This is a genomic window from Acinetobacter johnsonii (assembly GCF_048551975.1).
Lineage (GTDB): Bacteria > Pseudomonadota > Gammaproteobacteria > Pseudomonadales > Moraxellaceae > Acinetobacter > Acinetobacter johnsonii_A.
Map to the genome: position 1 here is coordinate 88,350 of NZ_JBIMCF010000004.1, position 17,472 is coordinate 105,821.

The following is a 17,472-nucleotide window of genomic DNA, read 5'->3' on the forward strand; positions in this document are numbered from 1 at the left end:
GCAATTTTATTCAAGTTTGGATTGTTATATGTCCGATTGGCCACCAAAACCAGAAAATGAAACGCTGAAACAAAAGCCTTTACATGAACAGCCGACAGGAAACGAATGGAAACTTTTAGAGAAAGCAGTTTTAGCTTCCGTTGAAGAACAACGTCGTGCACGTCGCTGGGGTATCTTTTTCAAATGTCTAACTTTTGCCTATCTTTTGTTTATTCTATTTGCCATGACCAAGAGCTGCTCGTCCAGTGGTACGGATGCAACAGCATCTAAACATATAGCTGTAGTTGATATTGTGGGTACCATTGCCGCTGATGAGCAAAGCGTCAACAGTGATGACACGATTAAGTCATTAAAGAAAGCTTTTGAAAATAAACAAAGCCAAGCGGTGGTGCTCAATATTAATTCACCGGGCGGTTCTCCTGTTCAATCGGATGAAATTTGGCAAGAAATTCAATATTTGAAAAAATCGCATAGCGATAAAAAATTGTATGCAGTGATTGGTGATACAGGTGCATCAGGTGCTTACTATATCGCATCTGCTGCGGACGAAATCTTGGTAAATCCTTCGAGTTTAGTGGGTTCAATCGGTGTGATTATGCCGAACTATGGGGTGAATGGCCTCATGCAAAAACTGGGTGTTGAAGACCGCACCATGACCTCTGGTCAAAACAAAGCTTTATTGTCAATGACACAACCTGTTAACCCTGCGCAGCGCGCACATGTTCAAGGTGTACTTGATAATGTACACGAGCATTTTATTAATGCTGTGAAACAAGGTCGTGGCAAGAAGTTGAAGTCAAACGATCCTGCACTCTTCTCAGGTCTTTTCTGGACAGGGGATCAGGCGGTCAAACTGGGTATTGCTGATCGTATTGGTAATTTACATACTTTAAAACGTGAACTAAATACCGATAAGGCGATGGATTATACCGTGGTACATAGCCCACTAGATGCTGTATTAGGCCGTTTAGGTGCATCGATGGGAGCTGGTTTTGCATCTTCACTTTCAAATCAAATGCAATCTGAACAGGCCACGAAACTCCAATGAAACCTTTAATTCATTTTGCGCACGCCAATGGCGTGCCTTCTAAGGTCTATCAAAAATTATTTGATTTACTGTCAGATCAGTATGATGTGATCTATGTCCCTTTATTAGGGCCAGATAAAAACTACCCGATTGATAACCATTGGAAAAGCTTAACTCAGCAAGTGATTGACAGTATTGTTCGTCAGGCACAGGGTCGTAAAGTGATTGGTTTGGGACATTCATTAGGATCAGTGCTGACGTTTCAGGCGGCGTTACAGCGTCCTGATTTATTTGAACAAGTCATCATGATGGACCCGCCTTTGATTATGGGCAAAGCCTCGTTTGTATTACACTTTGCGAAAATGTTGAAGTTAAAAATGGTCGATACTATGTCTCCAGCAGCGCTATCTTTACGGCGTCGTGACCATTGGGAGAGCCGTGAGCAAGCAGCTGAACTTCTACGTCCAAAAGGCTTTTATAAAGATTTTGATTCAGATTGTTTTCAAGCTTATATTGACTATGCTTTAACGGAAGATCGCGTCCGTGGCGGTGTTGAACTTGCGATTGCAAAAATGGATGAAGTTCATATCTTCAGGACCAATCCTTCTTTATGGTGGCGACCTCAGGGTAAACCACAAGTGCCAATGCATTTGCTGATTGCTGAAAAAGGTCCTTTTATTGGTCCTGGGTTTCCACAAATAGTGAAAAAGAAGTTTGGCATTCCTTATCAAATCGTTGAGGGAAGCCATATGTTTCCTTTAGAGCGACCAGAAGAAACGGTTGCTCTGATTAAGACGCTGATTCAAGAAAATGTTTAATAGTAGTTTTTAGCAACCATAAAAAAACGCCTCCAAGAAGGCGTTTTCTATTTTCAAAATTTGCAAAACTGAATCGGCTCGTGCATCAAGGTGTCGCGGTAGAGAACACCTTGGTCTGTATGCTGAATCGTTTGTGTACAAATCCACTCTACCACTTGCGGGTAGATGATATGCTCAAGTGTATGGACACGTTGGACCAAACTATTCACATCATCATGTGAACCAACTTTCAGTACACCTTGTGCTAAAGCTTGACCTGCATCAAGCTCAGCCGTCACGTAGTGCACGGTACAGCCATGCAGTTGATCGCCAGTATTTAGTACGCGCTGATGGGTATGCATACCTTTGTAATGCGGTAGAAGAGAAGGGTGAATGTTGATCATTTTCCCCTCCCAAGCACTGACAAATTTCTCACTTAAAATACGCATAAAGCCAGCAAGAACCACCAAGTCCACATCCCAATCGAGCAATTGTTGATGCATGACATCATCAAAAGCTTCACGATGAGGATACTGTTTGTGTTCAATGACTGCTGTTGCAATACCTGCATTTTCAGCACGCTGTAGCGCATACGCTTCAGGTTTGTTGGAAATGACACCCACAATTTGCCCTGATAGATTGGCATCAATCAAGGCTTGAAGGTTTGATCCACTTCCTGAAACCAGAACAGCAATTTTAATCATATGGCTTAAGCGAATATCACGCGGATTTTTTCGTCTGCGCCTTCAACTGACTCAGCATTGTCAGCGATATGTCCCATAGTGAACGCTTTTTCACCAAGGCTATTGAGTCGTTCAACTGTTTTATCCGCATCAGCAGCTTCAACAACCAAGACCATACCTACGCCACAGTTGAATGTGCGGTACATTTCAAACTGTTCAACACCACCTTCACGTTGAAGAAGTTTAAACAATTCTGGCCATTCCCAAGATGCTTCATTCACAACAGCTTGAGCACCATTCGGCAATACGCGTGGTAAGTTACCTGGTAAACCACCACCAGTAATGTGCGCCATTGCGTGTACATCAACTTCTTTTAAAAGTTGAAGAATAGGCTTCACGTAAATACGTGTTGGTTCCATTGCAACATCAGCAAGTGGACGACCATCAACGATTTGCGTCAAGTCAACGTTTTTCACGTCTAAAATTTTACGAAGTAGAGAATAACCATTTGAGTGAGCACCACTTGATGCAACACCAATTAAAACGTCACCCGCTTTGACTTTAGAACCATCAATAATTTTGCTTTGCTCAACTACGCCTACACAGAAACCTGCCAAGTCGTAATCTTCGCCTTCATACATGCCTGGCATTTCGGCAGTTTCACCACCAACCAATGCACAACCAGCAAGTTCACAGCCTGTACCGATACCCGTAACTACGTTTGCAGCTACATCTACATTAAGATGGCCAGTTGCATAATAGTCAAGGAAGAATAATGGCTCAGCGCCACATACAAGAAGATCGTTTACACACATTGCAACTAAGTCTTGACCAATTGTGTCATGACGGTTCAAATTCAATGCTAAACGTAATTTTGTACCAACACCGTCTGTGCCAGATACGAGAACAGGTTCTTCATAACCTTTAGGGATTTTACAAAGTGCACCGAAGCCACCTAATCCGCCCATTACTTCAGGACGAGTAGTGCGCTTCGCGACAGATTTGATACGATCGACTAACGCGTCGCCCGCTTCAATGTCGACACCTGCATCTTTGTAGCTTAAACCAGTGTTTGGGGTAGAAGTTGAGTTGCTCATAATGAAGTCTCCGCATTCGCGGGGCGATTATACCTGAATATACTAAACACATATGTTATTTCTGCGCTAAAATGTTATCTTTACTAAAATATTTTTCTCAATAACGATTAAATCTGATAAAGGCGAGATTGCATGCAAGATCGTACACTTAAACGTATTTTTATTTTGGCAGGAATCGCGCTCATACTCTGGGTGTTGTATCTACTCAAGCCTGTTGTTTTACCTTTTATTGGTGCATTTTTAGTCGCTTATCTGTTTAGTCCACTGGTCGATAAACTGCATAAAATTGGCTTACCACGTTGGTTATCTATTAGTGCTGTTTTTATCGGTATTGGCGTTGTCATTACATTAGCATTTTGGTATTTGGTTCCACTTGTGTGGGAACAGCTGATGTATGCAAAGAACAGCATTCCTTCAGGTATACATTGGGCGAATTATAAATTCCTTCCTTGGTTATCTGACAGTTTTAATTTGGTCCCAATGGAATTAGATGTTGATCAGATTTCAGCTGCGATTATGGAATATGTACAGACCAACTATAGTGCTGACAGTATTCAGGCGATGATTGCCAAATTGGCTCAGTCTGGACTCAACTTCATTCAGATTGGTGGTACGGTTGTACTGATTCCAATTATTGCATTCTATTTTTTATTAGATTGGGATCGCATGCTGGACAATTTCCGTCGTCTTATTCCACGGCGATATGAAGAACAGACCTTAGTCATTGTTAAAGAATGTCATAGTGTACTTGGTGCTTTTGTCAAAGGTCAGTTCTTGGTTATGGTGCTCTTGGGCGTGGTCTATGCTGTTGGTTTACAGCTTATTGGGCTTGAGGTTGGTTTAATTATCGGTATGGTCGCAGGCCTATGTAGTATTATTCCTTATTTAGGTTTTGCTGTTGGCATTATTGCAGCAGTTATTGCAAGCTTATTCCAATTTGGTATTGATTGGATGCAATTACTCTTGGTTGGCGTGGTCTTTATGATTGGTCAAGCTGTAGAAGGCTATATCCTGCAACCGTTCTTGCTAGGCGATAAAATTGGGCTGTCTCCAGTGGCAGTTGTATTTGCGGTTCTAGCAGGTGCTCAGTTGGGCGGTATTTTAGGGATGTTGATTGCGTTGCCTGTGGCTGCTGTGATTGTGGTCTTATTAAGACATGCACGTGAGTTTTATGAAAATAGCCCTATGTATGGAGCACCAGCACTGATTTCACAAGATTCGACAACAGGTTCAATTAGCATTGAAACTGATCAGGTTGAAGTTGATATTGAACTAAAAAATCAAGCGGTAAAAGCTCAGCAAGCATCTGAAAATTCAAGTAAGATTGATCAGATAGACCATAAAGAAATTTAGGATACACAAACCAGCATGCGTCAATTGCAACTAGATATTGAACCCCAACTCGATGCTCGAATCAGTGATTTTTCTGGGCCGGGATGGGGGCCTGTTATCGATGCGATTCGTCAGTTACATGCAGGTTTAATGAATCGTTTTTATGTGTATGGTGGTGCGGGTTCTGGGAAAAGTCATTTACTTTCAGCGATTTGTGATTCTTATTTAGATGTAGGTAAAACAGCGATTCAAGTTTCACTACTTGAGTTGCTGGATGCACCAACAGAAGCAATTACCTCTTTAGAGCGTTTTGACCTTGTCGCTTTAGATGACATTGAAGCCATAAGCGGTGTGCCGCATTGGCAGAAAGCTGTTTTTCACCTGATCAACTACAATAATGAAGAAGGCGGACAGTTGGTGTTCTCTTCTCGTGTTGCGCCGATTGAATTAAAACTTGAACTACCTGATTTACAATCTCGCCTGACGCAGGCTGTAAGTGTGAAAGTACCAAACGGAAGTTTGTATGCCGATCGTTCTACATTGGTGATGTCGGTTTTATCGCGTCGCGGGATTCATATCGATCAACAGATTATTGATTATTTGCTCACGCATGGGCCACATCAAACTTCGGTGTTATTGCAAAGTTTAGAACAACTGATTCAACTGTTAAAAGGTGAGAAAACCAAATTGAGTAACGCAAATCTCAGACAAATTTATGCGTTAATTGACGAATATCGGTAAATCATAATATTACTTGAGAATTTATTGGAGCTGTGACAGAGTACGAAAAATTGTTAGATATTGCAGGGATTTTGCAATCTAAGAATAAAAAGAAAAGATAAAATAAAAGCAAGGAGATCGTTATGCTCAAGAAGAGCATAGGTGTAGCTACGCTATTGGTGGCGAGTCATGCCTATTCGGACAATATTAAGGTGACCATCACTGACGATATTGTCAAAAATGACACGGAATGTTCACTTCGCGAAGCTATCGACTATATTAATCAAGGTATGCCTGAGGCGGGTTATTATGGCTGCGGGGGCAAAGATGCGATTTCCACCGTCATGCTTGAGAAAAATAAAACCTATTTGCTAAATACCCATCTCGCGATCAAAAAAGATTTAACACTCAGAACAAGTTATGACAGTTCTGTGGGGGAAGAAACTGTTCAGGGTTTAAGTAATGCCATCTTAAAAATGAATGGTTCTGACAACTTGTTAAGGGTTGATAATGCTGAGAATGCTTTAATTCGTGTGTTAGTAAAAGAAGTTACTCTACAGGGCTGTGCGAAAGACTGCGGTGTGAATCGAGGTGGTTTAATTTATAACAATGAATATTTAGGTCTTGAGTACGTCAAATTAACAGGTGGTTTTGCAGGGAAAGGGGGGGCGATTTACAATGTCGCAACCTTGCTCGAAGATGGTACCAGTCGTAGTCTAGTCGAAATTCGCTCTACTCTGGTTGAGCAAAACCAAGCGGCACAAGGTGCTATTTTGTATGGGGACGCGCCTTCTTTTAGGATTTATAATTCAGTTTTCAAAGAAAATAAAACAACAGATGCAAGCAGTGCCAATATTTACTCTGTCAATAATGCAGCTGTTAAAGAAGATACAACCTTATCCAGTTTAGCATCACGTCTGGTCAGTAGTACCTTTGTGAAAAATACAGGTTATGTCGTCAATATTCGAGATGGCATGGCTTTGAATAACTTAACGGTGGTGGGAAATAGTAAAGGGATTTATTTCAATCCATCTACAAACTTGGCTTATCTGGCCAATAGTATCGTTTTAGGGAATGCTGAAAATACCATCACACAAAACTGTGCTGGAGATTTAAGTAAAGCAGTTCTTCAGAACAACTTAGTCACACAAAGTGACTGTGGCAGTGGTGCGAGTTATTATCCGAATGAGTTTTGGTCTGGCGCTTTGATTGCAGGCAGTGATGTGGTGGGTGAGTGTAAGACCATGTCTGCAGATGCTGAAAGTTTATTGTGTCCTTATATTGTTCCCAACCAAAAATTTTTAGGCTATATCCGTCCACGCATTTTAATGAGTCAGACACATTGGTTAGATTCTCCAATTGTGAACAAGGGTAAAGTCGTTGTAAACACAACGGATTCTTTAATTGGCTGTGAAAATTCAGATCAACGTGGTGTGAATCGAAATACGAATAATACCTTTTGTGACCGTGGTGCAATCGAGATTGAAGTCCCAACCACGATTAGTTTAATTGGTGAGGACCTCATTGCGGGGCAAGTAGCTAAACTTTCAGTTGCAGATCTGCTTGGAGATAGTGACCTACTGTCCAAAACCGAATGTGCAAGCTTGTTCAAATCGGCTAAAGCGCCAAATGGTGAAGAATGGCAACCGGGTTGTATGCGGGTGCAGCAGACGCAAACGGTATCCAAAGGCAAAGTGGTGATTGATGAACTAGGAAATATTACTTACACGCCAAATGGAGCATGGCATGGTGCTGATATTTTCAGGTTACAGCTGGTCACAACCACGACACGTTTTGATGAACATATTCCGTTCGTTGAAGTGAATGTACAAATTGTACAGGAACCGCAAAATCATATGGAAAGTGACAAAATTAAAACCTCTGGAGGAAGCACGGGTATTCTGAGCTTACTGGGGTTATTTGCTTTAATTTTGCTGCGTCGAAAATAAAAAGAAAAGGGCGAACATGAAACACTTTAAAAAAGGACTATTGGGTGTCATGGTGGTAGCTGCTATGACATTAATAGCTGCAGAAGATAGAACAATTCATGTCAACACATTTGATGATGAAGATAATGTGAACATGAATCAATGTTCACTCCGTGAGGCAATTAAAACAGCTAGTTTAAATAAGGCTTATGGCGGCTGTAGTGCTGGGAATACGGGTTCAGGTCAAACCGATTATATTCAGTTAGCAGCCGGGACGTATAAGCTGAGTAAGGAAATTGTTCCCGAGTCTAAAGTGGTGGTTTTTGGGAAAAGCCCTTATTTAGATCGTGAAAAAAATCCCATCACTTTTAAGTATCCAGCGCTAGGTGAGCTGACTTCAAGGATTGATGCGGGTGGAAAGTCACGTTTATTTAATACCATTACCAAGACCAGTTTGACGCTAGAGAATGTCATTCTAGAAAATGGTTATTCGGCAGATGAAGGCGGTGCTTTACTGGTCGGTGGAGCATTAACCTTAAATAATGTACAAATTCTAAACTCAAAGTCGGATAAAAAAGGCGGAGCACTCTATCTCGTTGGTTCTGGTGAGCATCAGGTGACTGTAAATAATAGTGTATTACAAGGTAACCAAGCGACTGTAGGTAGTGTGCTTGCAATGCAATGTTATGCAGGGCTGTTGGATGTAAAAACGAATATAGAGTTTAGAGCGAATAGTATTATTTCAAATGGTCAGATATCGAATCTAAATACATTCGATTTTTGTGGTAACCCAAAAGTTGCTATGGCGAATAATACGATCGCAAAAAATACTGTGAATACTCTAAACGGGAGCATCTTGTATGCCGTTAATAACCGAGAGCATAATCTGAGTCTTGAAAGTAGTTTCTTATTTTCAAATAACACCATTGTAGAAAACAGTGCCGCGAGCGTTTTGGATTATGATGATTTTGGTATGAAGTCGTTGTATTATAATGTGCTTGCATATAATGGGAACACATCATGCCGCTATGTCGGTTCTCAGACACTATCCGACAAATATGATGCAGGTGTGACAGCAGGTTACAATGCGTTTGATACGCTGACCAGTCAGTGTGAACTGGCAGCAAGTGCACGAATACTGGATGGTACGACAGATACTAATATTGATGTGAAAAATGTGGCTATAGGAAGTCTACTCAGTTCCTTAACTTCGCCATCAAAATATAATTTATTCCGCCCAATGTATTTTCCGAAAGTGAATAGTGGAGGAGTTGATTTACTCGATACCAACAGTAAATTGAGCTGTAATGATAGTGACCAGCGTGGTCTAGACCGTATTGTCGACGGAACATTGATGTTAGCACCTGCGGAAGCCAACAGTTGTGATATTGGATCGGTTGAGTTACGTCGTTTAGCAGCAGCGGATATTGCTGATTTGAAAAATACCTCGCAGGCAGAACGTCTTCAGGCATATGAGAATAATATTAAGGAATTGGAAGAATTAATCGCCGATAAAAACACCAATCCAGACTTTTTGATCGAGTTTAATGAAGAGTTAAAGCGTTATAAGGAACTTCTAACTTCGACAAAGTTACATCAAAAATATCGCGCGATTTATGTCGATCCCTTCCAGTTTGTCTTGCAAGATGAGGCTGTGGTCAACACTGCTGATGGAACGTCGGCTTTAAAAGAAATGAACACTGAGAATTACACCATTACAGAAACTCAGGTATTGGGTGTAGGTGTACTCAGCGCCAAAGATGGTGTGCTGGATACCTCAAAACTTAGAGCGGACCCAACTTTACGTTGTGAGTGGAAGGATGATTTAAAACAAATCATGATTTATCGCACCGATGGTAAGCCTACAACCAGCACGGAATATGTCTATTGCCAATATAGTGTGAAGAGTAAGGCTACGCAGGCAACCTCTTCGGGGATTTTAAAAGCGGAGTTTAGCAATATACAACCGATTGCCAAAATGGATGAATACACCCTGAATTATGGTGGAACTTTAAAACTCAATGTAAATCCACTGTCAAATGATAGTGATGATGGTGATGGGCTGATGAGTACAATCGAGGCAGAACATCAGCGTCCAGCATTTCACCGTGATGCGAATGGAAAGGACCTTGCTATTCGTATAGTACGTCAGGATGCAGGCATTAATATTAAGCCAGAGCGTACAGGTTCTTGTCCAGGAGAATATGAAAAATATGTATGTTATGGCGGCAATATTGAAGTTGAAGTCCGCAATAATTTCAGTCCATTCCCTTATGAAATTGAATACGTGATTTATGATGCAGAGGCTGAAGAGTCTAAATCTGCGATGATGTATTTTACGAACACCGCTAAAAATACCAATACGGAATCGAGTGGCGGTGGTGGCTCAATTGGTGGCCTTGGGGTGCTTGGATTGTTGTCATTAGCGTGGTTTAGACAGCGACGAAAAATATAAATGTAGTCATAAAAAAAATGCCTCACATGAGGCATTTTTTTTATGGGTGTTTCTAAAGTATTTATATCCAACTAGGAAGAATCTTAATGTGTAGCAGTGTTGATATGGATGTATTTATTGATATATTCATTTCGAATATTCACACGTTCATCTGCATCTGCCTTTTGCATACGTACACGTAAATCACGTCGTTCTTGGGTGCTCATCTGTTGCCAAGTGTCACGCATTTTTTGCTTTTCTTGTTCAGGTAACTGAGTAAACCAGTCCATACGTTGTTGCAGGGCTGCACTTTGCGCATCGGGCAGTTCTTTTAGTGACTGGTAACGTTGAATCAAGGCACGCTGTTCTTCTTCAGACAACGATTCCCATGTTTCAGACACTTGGGTATCTGCATCTTTGGAAAAAATCCAAAAACGATCAAAACCTGCAAAACTGGTTTGTAAAAAACCTAGCGTGCAAAGTGCGAAAGCGACACGTTTAGCTGCCATGTGGAACAGTGTCCTCACCTAAAACCAATAACATTTCTAAATCTTCAACCATTTGAGGTGAAAGTTTAGGAGTCGAAACCACTTGGTTATGTGATTTTTCATCAAGGGTTACAGAGTTCGGAAGTACGACAAAGCCAGCAATAGCCGCAGCTAAAGCAAAACCTGACATTTTCCAAAGGCCATAACGTGAGGACTTTTGATCTTGAATGTCATCAAGAACATGTTGCATCACCACGGGTTTGTTGTTGTGGTGTTGCGCGAGCCCATCAAGTTTGGAGGTTACTTGCTTTAAGAAATCATCTTTCATTCGGATGATCCTCCTAGATGTGGATTCAAATGTGCGAGAGCATTGCGTAAGCCTTGAATCGCACGGTGGTAATGAGTTTTAACACTGCCTTCAGAGCAATTCATGATTTGCGCAGTGGTTGCAGTATCAAAACCTTCCCATGCACGTAACATAAATGCTTGCTGCTGACGAACAGGAAGACCTGCAATGGCTTCTTGAATTTCATCCGCAGTGACAGCTTGACTTAAAAAGTCTGAAGGATTCAGCGCTCTTTCATCGACCACCTCATTGACTTCAAAATCGTCATCATCAAGACTGACTTTTTTAAAGAAAGAAAACGGTTGTGCTCGACGTGCTTCTTTACGACGCCAATCCTGTAATTTGTTGGTTAGAATGGTATAGAACAGGGGATACCATTCTTCCGTAGATCGATCAGAATAAGATTTATGTAATGAAATAAAGGCTTCTTGCACCAAATCCATGGCGATACCCTGCTGGTTTTGGGTGGCACTTTCCATCATTACTAACGCACGACCAGTCACTTCTTGCATGAAGTTTTTTAGGCGAGACTCAGCTGTACTCTTGAGAGTACTAGAATCCTGCGTTTTAGACTGTTTGGGTGCTAAATCCATAGAGATGGAAAATCCTGTCATCGGATACCCACCATTATTTCCTCAATCATGTGCCTATAACGTTGGAAATAATGGTTTGGTTGACAACACAAGTAATTATTTTTTCTAGTGTAATCTATTTTTTCTGCTGAGCCGACTTTAGTTAATATAACTTAACGATTTTAAAGTCGTTGACGCACCATTTCAAAAAAGCAGATTGAACCCGCAATAGCGACATTGAGAGATTCTTGGCCACCGGGCTGTGGGATGCTCAGTGCTTGAGCATGTGCTAAAGCAAAGTCAGAAACCCCTTGGCCTTCATTGCCTAAGATCCAGACACAAGCTTGTGTTAAATCTTTTTGATATAAACTTTCAGCCTGATGCGAGCTAGTCACATACACTGGAATTTCAAAGCGTTCGAGTACATCTTCGATGGCAATGTTTTCATAGGTATTAAGTGAGAAGTGTGCACCCATGCCTGCGCGTAATACACGTGGTGACCAGAGTGCTGCAGAACCTTTGGTACAAATAACTTGCTTGATACCTGCTGCTGCTGCAGAGCGGAGTAGTGTACCTACATTGCCTGGATCTTGAATGTTTTCCAAAATCAAGGTATCCAAGCTAAAGTCTACACTTTGGCTTGAACTTGGTAAGTCTACAACTGCCAAGAAGGGCAAAGTGGTTCCTAGTGTGCTTAAATCACGATATAGGCTTTCAGCAATGACAAAAACAGCACCCTCATATTCATCTAGAATATCGCAAATATCAGGGTGTTCGAGTGCATTTTCAGTGGTGAAAATAGAATTGAGTTTCTTCTTTTTTTCAACCCAAGCTAAGCCTAAGTGTGTCCCTTCAAGCACAGTTTGACCTTGCTTTTTACGGTAGCTACTTTGCTCTATTAAACCGCGCAGATGTTTAATCTTTGGGTTGTCTTTTGATTCAAGAAAAACGATTGACATGGGAGAGACTCGTGCGCATAACGCTTCAGATGGCTATGCGCATTTAAAAAAATTAGTTGTGGTAGCTGGTCACTAAATTGACTTCGTTTTTAGAGCCAATAATCACAGGAACACGTTGGTGTAGGTCAGTTGGTTGGATGTCTAAAATACGAACACGACCTGTTGTTGATGCACCACCAGCTTGTTCAATTAGCATACTCATTGGGTTTGCTTCATACATTAAACGCAAGCGACCTGATTTTTTCGGATCTTTGAGGTCGTATGGATACATGAAAATACCGCTACGGCAAAGAATACGGTGAATGTCGCCCACCATACAAGCCACCCAACGCATGTTGAAGTCTTTCTCACGTGGACCTGTTTTACCTGCGAGAAGTTCTTCAATATAACGTTTTACTGGGTTTTCCCAGTGGCGTTGGTTTGATGAGTTAATGGCATATTCTTTGGTATCTGCTGCCACTTGAATATTTTCAGAGGTGAGCAAGAATTGTTGAGTTTCTGGGTCAAAGGTAAAGAACACCGTACCTGCGCCGACTGTTAGTGCCAACATGGTTGATGGGCCATAAAGTACATAACCCGCAGCAACTTGCTGGTTGCCTGCTTGCATAAAGTCTTCAGCTTGTGTAACTGCATTTTTTGCAGGCAAGATTGAGAAAATAGTACCCACACACATATTGATGTCGATGTTGCTTGAACCATCAAGTGGGTCAAATAAAACTAAATATTTGCCATTTTCTTGAGCTGGAGTGAATTCATCCAATTCTTCAGACGCTAAACCACCAACTTGTGGGTGGATTTTTAGAGCATCAATCAAATAATTATTTGAAATCACATCCAGTTTTTTCTGTTCTTCACCTTGCACGTTTTCATGCTGCGCGCTACCTAAGACACCAGCTAAAGCACCTTTTTGTAAAGCTTGATCGATGGTTTGGCAAGTAGCAGCAATGGTGCTAATTACTTGTGCCAATTCAGGCGTAAGATTTCCCGTTTGTTGTTCTAAAAATTGGGACAGATTGAGATATGACATAAGGGGGAGGACTCCACTAAAACTTGAATACGTAACAAAATCAACATTGCGCTATATTTTAGTCGAGAACGAGACAAAAGAACAATTAAACTCGACTATTTGCTGTGATTTTACCCTTGCAAGTCTTGTGGAAAGTGCTATGTTGATGGAAGGAATATCAGGTAAAAATAGGAGCACAACAATGACAACGCAAAAATTTGATGCGACTCCAACGCCGAGCGAAGGGATTAACTTAGATGATATTTCAGACGATAGCGTGAAAAAAGCGTGGCAAGACTACGAAGCAAAAGCTGAGTATAAAAAGTTCAATAAACATGACATGATTGAATCTATGCAACATGCTGAAGAATCTGATGAAAATCCCAAGCCTGAACAAGTTTAAGTCATAAAAAAGCGCTCATCGAAAGAAGCGCTTTTTTTATTTCAGTTGTGATACCAGCATTATTTTAAAAGTGGTGGTACTGCTTCGTAGTTAATTTCTACGCGACGGTTTTCTTTCCATGCATTTTCGTCATGGCCTGCATTGATTGGCATTTCTTTACCATAACTAACAGCTTCAAGTTGGTTCGGACTCACACCTGTGGTGATTAAGAAACTTTCAACCGCTTTGGCACGACGTTCACCCAATGCCATATTGTATTCACGTGTACCGCGCTCATCAGTATGGCCTGTTAACGCCACACGCGAATTTGCATTTGCCATTAAGAACTGCGCATGGGCTTGTAGCGTTTGGTAATCATCATTGCTGAGGTCGCTACTGTCATAGTCAAAATGCACAACGCGTTTTGCTAAAAATGCTTTGTTTGCTTCAGTTACGCCTTTTGCTGATGCACCTGCAAGATTTTGTGCATTTAAAGCAGCATCTTCACTTAGACCTTGAGTATTGACTGTGGTTGAGCCATTTGGGTTTTGACCCGCTTCAATTGTTGCAGCAGGTTTACGGCTCGCACAACCTGTAACTACAAGAGCAGTCGCTAAGATTGGAAGGGCTAAAAGTTTGATCGATTTCATTCTTCATCTCCATGAAAATTGATGATTATTAAATGACTAGTCATTAAAAAGGTTATTTAGGTGCCCAAGCGGGTTCACGGACTTCACCTTGTTCACTTGGTAAATTCATACGGAAACGGCCATCCAGTGACATGATCGACAACAACCCACGTGAACCTTCACGCGTTGCATAGACCACCATCTGCCCATTTGGTGAGAAACTTGGTGATTCATCCAAACTGGTTGGCGTTAAAATATTGGTGACACTTGAGTTTAAATCTTGAATAGCGACTTTATAGTTACTACCACTTGGACGGTGTACCAGTGCTAGCTTTTTGCCATCGGCACTGAGCGTACCACGTGCATTGAACGCTCCACGGAAGGTCAGACGGTTATAACTGCTATTTGCCAAGTCATAACGGTAAATTTGTGCAGAACCACCACGGTCAGAAGTAAAGATAAATGACTTACCATCTGGTGCATAACGCGCTTCAGTATCAATAGCACTGTCGTTGGTCATACGTTGCAATTGACGGGTTTCCAAGTTCATTTGGTAAATTTCTGGGTTGCCATGCATAGAAGCGGTGAACAACATACTTTTCCCGTCTGGTGAGAAGCTTGGCGCGCCATTTAGACCACGGAAGCTAGCAAGCTTTTCACGCGCACCTGTGGAAAGGTCTTGGACATAAATTGCAGGGCGTTTGGTTTCAAACGACACATAAGCGATTTTCTTGGCATCTGGCGTCCAAGCAGGTGATAAAATGGGGTCGCGTGAGGTTAAAATTGTACGTGGTTGCTCACCATCAGTATCCGCTATTTGTAGTGTATAGCGTTGCTCTGGTATAGCAGGATTACGTAGCACATAAGCAATACGACCACTGAAGTCCCCAGGAATACCAGTTAATGCTTGATAAATAGCATCACTTATCATGTGTGCAGCAGAACGAACGCGTGATGCTGGAACAGTTAATAATTCATTTAAAAGATATTGTTGTTTTTGGACATCATACAGTTGGTAATGAACCTCGTAGCTACCATTTTCAGTGGTTTTTACTGTTCCTGTAACAACATATGGAACACCTGCTGCTTGCCAGTTGGCTGCGTTCGGATTATTTATGCTAGCCGTTGCAGGTAAATTTTTTGAAGCGCTGGTAAATTTCCCTGAGCGGTTTAAATCCGTTTCAATAATAGGATAGAGGCTACTGTCATTGCTAAAAGGTACGATTGCAATTTTAGGCGCTTCTTCAGGTGCTTTTGCAATTTCTAAATGAAGCTGAGCATGCGCTTGAGTCACTAAGACTGGGCTGAAAGTAGTTAAAATGGCTAGGCTAAGAAGGTGTTTACGCGTCATTTCCATCATTCGTTATTTACTCAAACAAACGGCTTTTATTGTGGGTTTAATTGTTCTACATAATGGCATGATTTTCTAATATTAAAAGCATGAAATTATGACTGATCTGTTATAACACTGTGAAAAATGAGTAAGAATTAAGTCGTTGAAGCGTAAATACAAAAACGCGTAGGTAGATCTGTGTGATAAGGGGCAGTGGCGACTCGGTTGTATGGAGTGAAATATCGACTGAAATTAAAGACTCCACATCGATTACTATTGAACATGGATACAGATTAAACGTATTTAAAATAAGCTATAGTCAAGCTACTTTATTATCCATACAGTATTCAAGAAAAATCGAAATAATTCATCGACTTATTTGTATTGTTTCTATAATGATTTGACTATATTTGAGTATATAAAAGTACTGAGATTTAGGCTAAAAAAATCCCCCTGACTGTTCAGAGGGATTTGAGTTATTTCGCAGTAAAGGATGAGGTAAAGCTTTGTGCTTGCCGGCGTGCTTCTGGATCTGAAGGCATTGGATAGGGTGCCGCAGAACGAACAGCTGCTTCGACGCTGGCTTTCATGTCAGGGTCACTGGAGCTTACGATAACAGATCGTACAGCGCCACTATCCGAAAGCGTCACACGTGCAGTCGCGGTTTTACCCGTTGAACCTGCTGGAGTATCCCAAGCACGCTTAATTTTATTTTCAAAGTCGCGCTTAGCCGTTGAAGCAATTTGCTTTGCTTCTGCTTTCTTTTGTGCGGCTTCTTCGGCAGCTTGTTTCGCAGATGAAGCACGTGCTTCTTCAGCCGCACGTTCTTTCGCTTCAGCATCAGCTTTACGTTTTGCATCAGCGGCAGCCTTGGCTTTTTCTGCATCTACTTTGGCTTTTGCCTCAGCATTTGCCTTAGCTTTATCCGCATCAGCCTTACGTTTCGCATCAGCGTCAGCTTTGGCCTTCGCTGCATCTGCTTTAGCTTTAGCATCGGCATCTGCTTTAGCTTTCGCATCAGCGGCGGCTTTCGCTTTGTCCGTATCGGCTTTACGTTTTGCATCAGCGACAGCCTTGGTTTTATCTGCATCTGCTTTGGCCTTTGTATCGGTGTCTTGCTTCTGCTTTTTAGCGAGATCTGCTTTCTTTTGTGCCTCTAGCTTTGCTTTTTGCACTGCCTCTGCTTTTTTCAATGCTTCTAAGTTTGCTCGGCGTTTGGCGTCTGCTTCGGCTTTCGCCGCTGCATCTGCTTTGGTTTTCTCAGCATTTTTAGCTTGCTCCGCTACACGGGCTGCAGCACGTTCTTGCTGAGCTTGTAGTTTTTCAGCTTCAGCCTTTGCACGTGCCTCAATCTGCTGCTGTAATTCAGCTTTACGCGCTGCCGCTTCAGCGGCTTTGGCATCCGCTGCTGCTTTTTGAGCTTCGACTTTTGGCACAACGGGTGTTATAGGTGGTCCTGTTGGAATAACAGGTGCAGGCTCTACACCGGGCGGAGCCGTTTGTGTAATTTCTTTGGCTACATTTTCATGTGCTGTTTCAGTAAATTCTGTTTCTTCAAGTGTAACAGGCTTTAGGTCCTCGGGTTTAATCAGAACAGTCTTGATCTGCTTCGGTGGCTCAGGTGGTTTACTCATACCAAGATAAAGTAAGCCAACAACAGCAATCACATGGACACCAAAGGTAAATCCAAGCGCGATGGCTTTTTGTTTAAAAGGTGGCTTTTTAAAATCTTTCATAAA

Annotated in this window: 17 protein-coding genes; 7 read left to right on the top strand and 10 right to left on the bottom strand. The window is 41.7% G+C overall.

Features of this window, described 5'->3' with window-relative positions:
* The first annotated feature begins 28 nt into the window (after positions 1–28).
* Together sppA and ACG9ZB_RS05330 are read left to right on the top strand one after the other, a co-directional pair.
* Positions 29–1,048: a signal peptide peptidase SppA gene (gene sppA, locus ACG9ZB_RS05325; protein WP_419324628.1), complete on the top strand. Its 1,020-nt coding sequence runs from the start codon at positions 29–31 to the stop codon at positions 1,046–1,048.
* Complete coding sequence (locus ACG9ZB_RS05330; protein ID WP_419324630.1) at positions 1,045–1,845, top strand: alpha/beta fold hydrolase; 801 nt, start codon at positions 1,045–1,047, stop codon at positions 1,843–1,845. The genes sppA and ACG9ZB_RS05330 overlap by 4 nt, the downstream gene beginning before the upstream one ends.
* A gap of 53 nt (positions 1,846–1,898) precedes the next feature.
* Here ACG9ZB_RS05330 and purN read toward each other — a convergent pair whose 3' ends face one another.
* On the bottom strand, positions 1,899–2,528 hold the full coding sequence (gene purN / locus ACG9ZB_RS05335; protein WP_333640372.1) for a phosphoribosylglycinamide formyltransferase: 630 nt from the start codon (positions 2,526–2,528) through the stop codon (positions 1,899–1,901).
* 5 nt (positions 2,529–2,533) lie between these two features.
* Entirely contained in the window at positions 2,534–3,604 is a 1,071-nt protein-coding gene (gene purM / locus ACG9ZB_RS05340; RefSeq protein ID WP_419324632.1) for a phosphoribosylformylglycinamidine cyclo-ligase, read from the bottom strand.
* Between the two features lie 132 nt (positions 3,605–3,736).
* On the opposite strand from purM, the gene cxpE reads away from it, so the two are divergent.
* The 4 genes from cxpE to ACG9ZB_RS05360 all read left to right on the top strand — a co-directional run bounded on the left by cxpE (position 3,737) and on the right by ACG9ZB_RS05360 (position 10,039).
* Complete coding sequence (gene cxpE / locus ACG9ZB_RS05345; protein WP_419324634.1) at positions 3,737–4,957, top strand: chloramphenicol efflux transporter CxpE; 1,221 nt, start codon at positions 3,737–3,739, stop codon at positions 4,955–4,957.
* A gap of 15 nt (positions 4,958–4,972) precedes the next feature.
* Entirely contained in the window at positions 4,973–5,677 is a 705-nt protein-coding gene (gene hda / locus ACG9ZB_RS05350) for a DnaA regulatory inactivator Hda (RefSeq protein ID WP_419324636.1), read from the top strand.
* A 122-nt stretch (positions 5,678–5,799) separates the two neighbouring features.
* Entirely contained in the window at positions 5,800–7,605 is a 1,806-nt protein-coding gene (gene rbtA, locus ACG9ZB_RS05355) for a rhombotarget A (RefSeq protein WP_419324638.1), read from the top strand.
* 16 nt (positions 7,606–7,621) lie between these two features.
* Entirely contained in the window at positions 7,622–10,039 is a 2,418-nt protein-coding gene (locus ACG9ZB_RS05360) for a CSLREA domain-containing protein (protein ID WP_419324640.1), read from the top strand.
* Between the two features lie 83 nt (positions 10,040–10,122).
* Here the strand turns inward: ACG9ZB_RS05360 and ACG9ZB_RS05365 are convergent, their stop codons facing one another.
* The 5 genes from ACG9ZB_RS05365 to ACG9ZB_RS05385 form a co-directional block, all read right to left on the bottom strand.
* Positions 10,123–10,527: a DUF3106 domain-containing protein gene (locus ACG9ZB_RS05365; RefSeq protein ID WP_125281481.1), complete on the bottom strand. Its 405-nt coding sequence runs from the start codon at positions 10,525–10,527 to the stop codon at positions 10,123–10,125.
* Positions 10,517–10,834 carry a hypothetical protein gene (locus tag ACG9ZB_RS05370; protein WP_419324642.1) on the bottom strand — a complete coding sequence of 106 codons (318 nt, stop codon included), beginning with the start codon at positions 10,832–10,834 and terminating at the stop codon, positions 10,517–10,519. The genes ACG9ZB_RS05365 and ACG9ZB_RS05370 overlap by 11 nt, the downstream gene beginning before the upstream one ends.
* Positions 10,831–11,445, bottom strand: a complete 615-nt coding sequence (locus ACG9ZB_RS05375) for an RNA polymerase sigma factor (RefSeq protein ID WP_004693886.1) — start codon at positions 11,443–11,445, stop codon at positions 10,831–10,833. Before ACG9ZB_RS05375 ends, ACG9ZB_RS05370 begins: the two co-directional genes overlap by 4 nt.
* 161 nt (positions 11,446–11,606) lie before the next feature.
* Complete coding sequence (locus ACG9ZB_RS05380; RefSeq protein WP_125281482.1) at positions 11,607–12,383, bottom strand: TrmH family RNA methyltransferase; 777 nt, start codon at positions 12,381–12,383, stop codon at positions 11,607–11,609.
* Between the two features lie 52 nt (positions 12,384–12,435).
* The gene (locus ACG9ZB_RS05385) at positions 12,436–13,410 is read right to left on the bottom strand and encodes a class 1 fructose-bisphosphatase (protein ID WP_419324644.1); all 975 of its coding nucleotides are present in this window, start codon (positions 13,408–13,410) and stop codon (positions 12,436–12,438) included.
* Positions 13,411–13,591: 181 nt separating this feature from the next.
* Between ACG9ZB_RS05385 and ACG9ZB_RS05390 the strand changes: the two genes are divergently transcribed.
* On the top strand, positions 13,592–13,792 hold the full coding sequence (locus ACG9ZB_RS05390) for an NF038105 family protein (RefSeq protein WP_004980614.1): 201 nt from the start codon (positions 13,592–13,594) through the stop codon (positions 13,790–13,792).
* Between the two features lie 59 nt (positions 13,793–13,851).
* On the opposite strand, the gene pal is transcribed toward ACG9ZB_RS05390, so the two are convergent.
* The 3 genes from pal to tolA form a co-directional block, all read right to left on the bottom strand.
* Complete coding sequence (gene pal, locus ACG9ZB_RS05395; protein WP_004693879.1) at positions 13,852–14,421, bottom strand: peptidoglycan-associated lipoprotein Pal; 570 nt, start codon at positions 14,419–14,421, stop codon at positions 13,852–13,854.
* Positions 14,422–14,473: 52 nt separating this feature from the next.
* Positions 14,474–15,757, bottom strand: coding sequence for a Tol-Pal system beta propeller repeat protein TolB (tolB, locus tag ACG9ZB_RS05400; protein ID WP_419324798.1), 1,284 nt, complete (start codon positions 15,755–15,757; stop codon positions 14,474–14,476).
* Between the two features lie 452 nt (positions 15,758–16,209).
* Positions 16,210–17,469 (bottom strand): cell envelope integrity protein TolA, encoded by a 1,260-nt coding sequence (tolA, locus tag ACG9ZB_RS05405; RefSeq protein ID WP_419324646.1) that lies wholly within the window; start codon positions 17,467–17,469, stop codon positions 16,210–16,212.
* Positions 17,470–17,472: the final 3 nt, after the last annotated feature.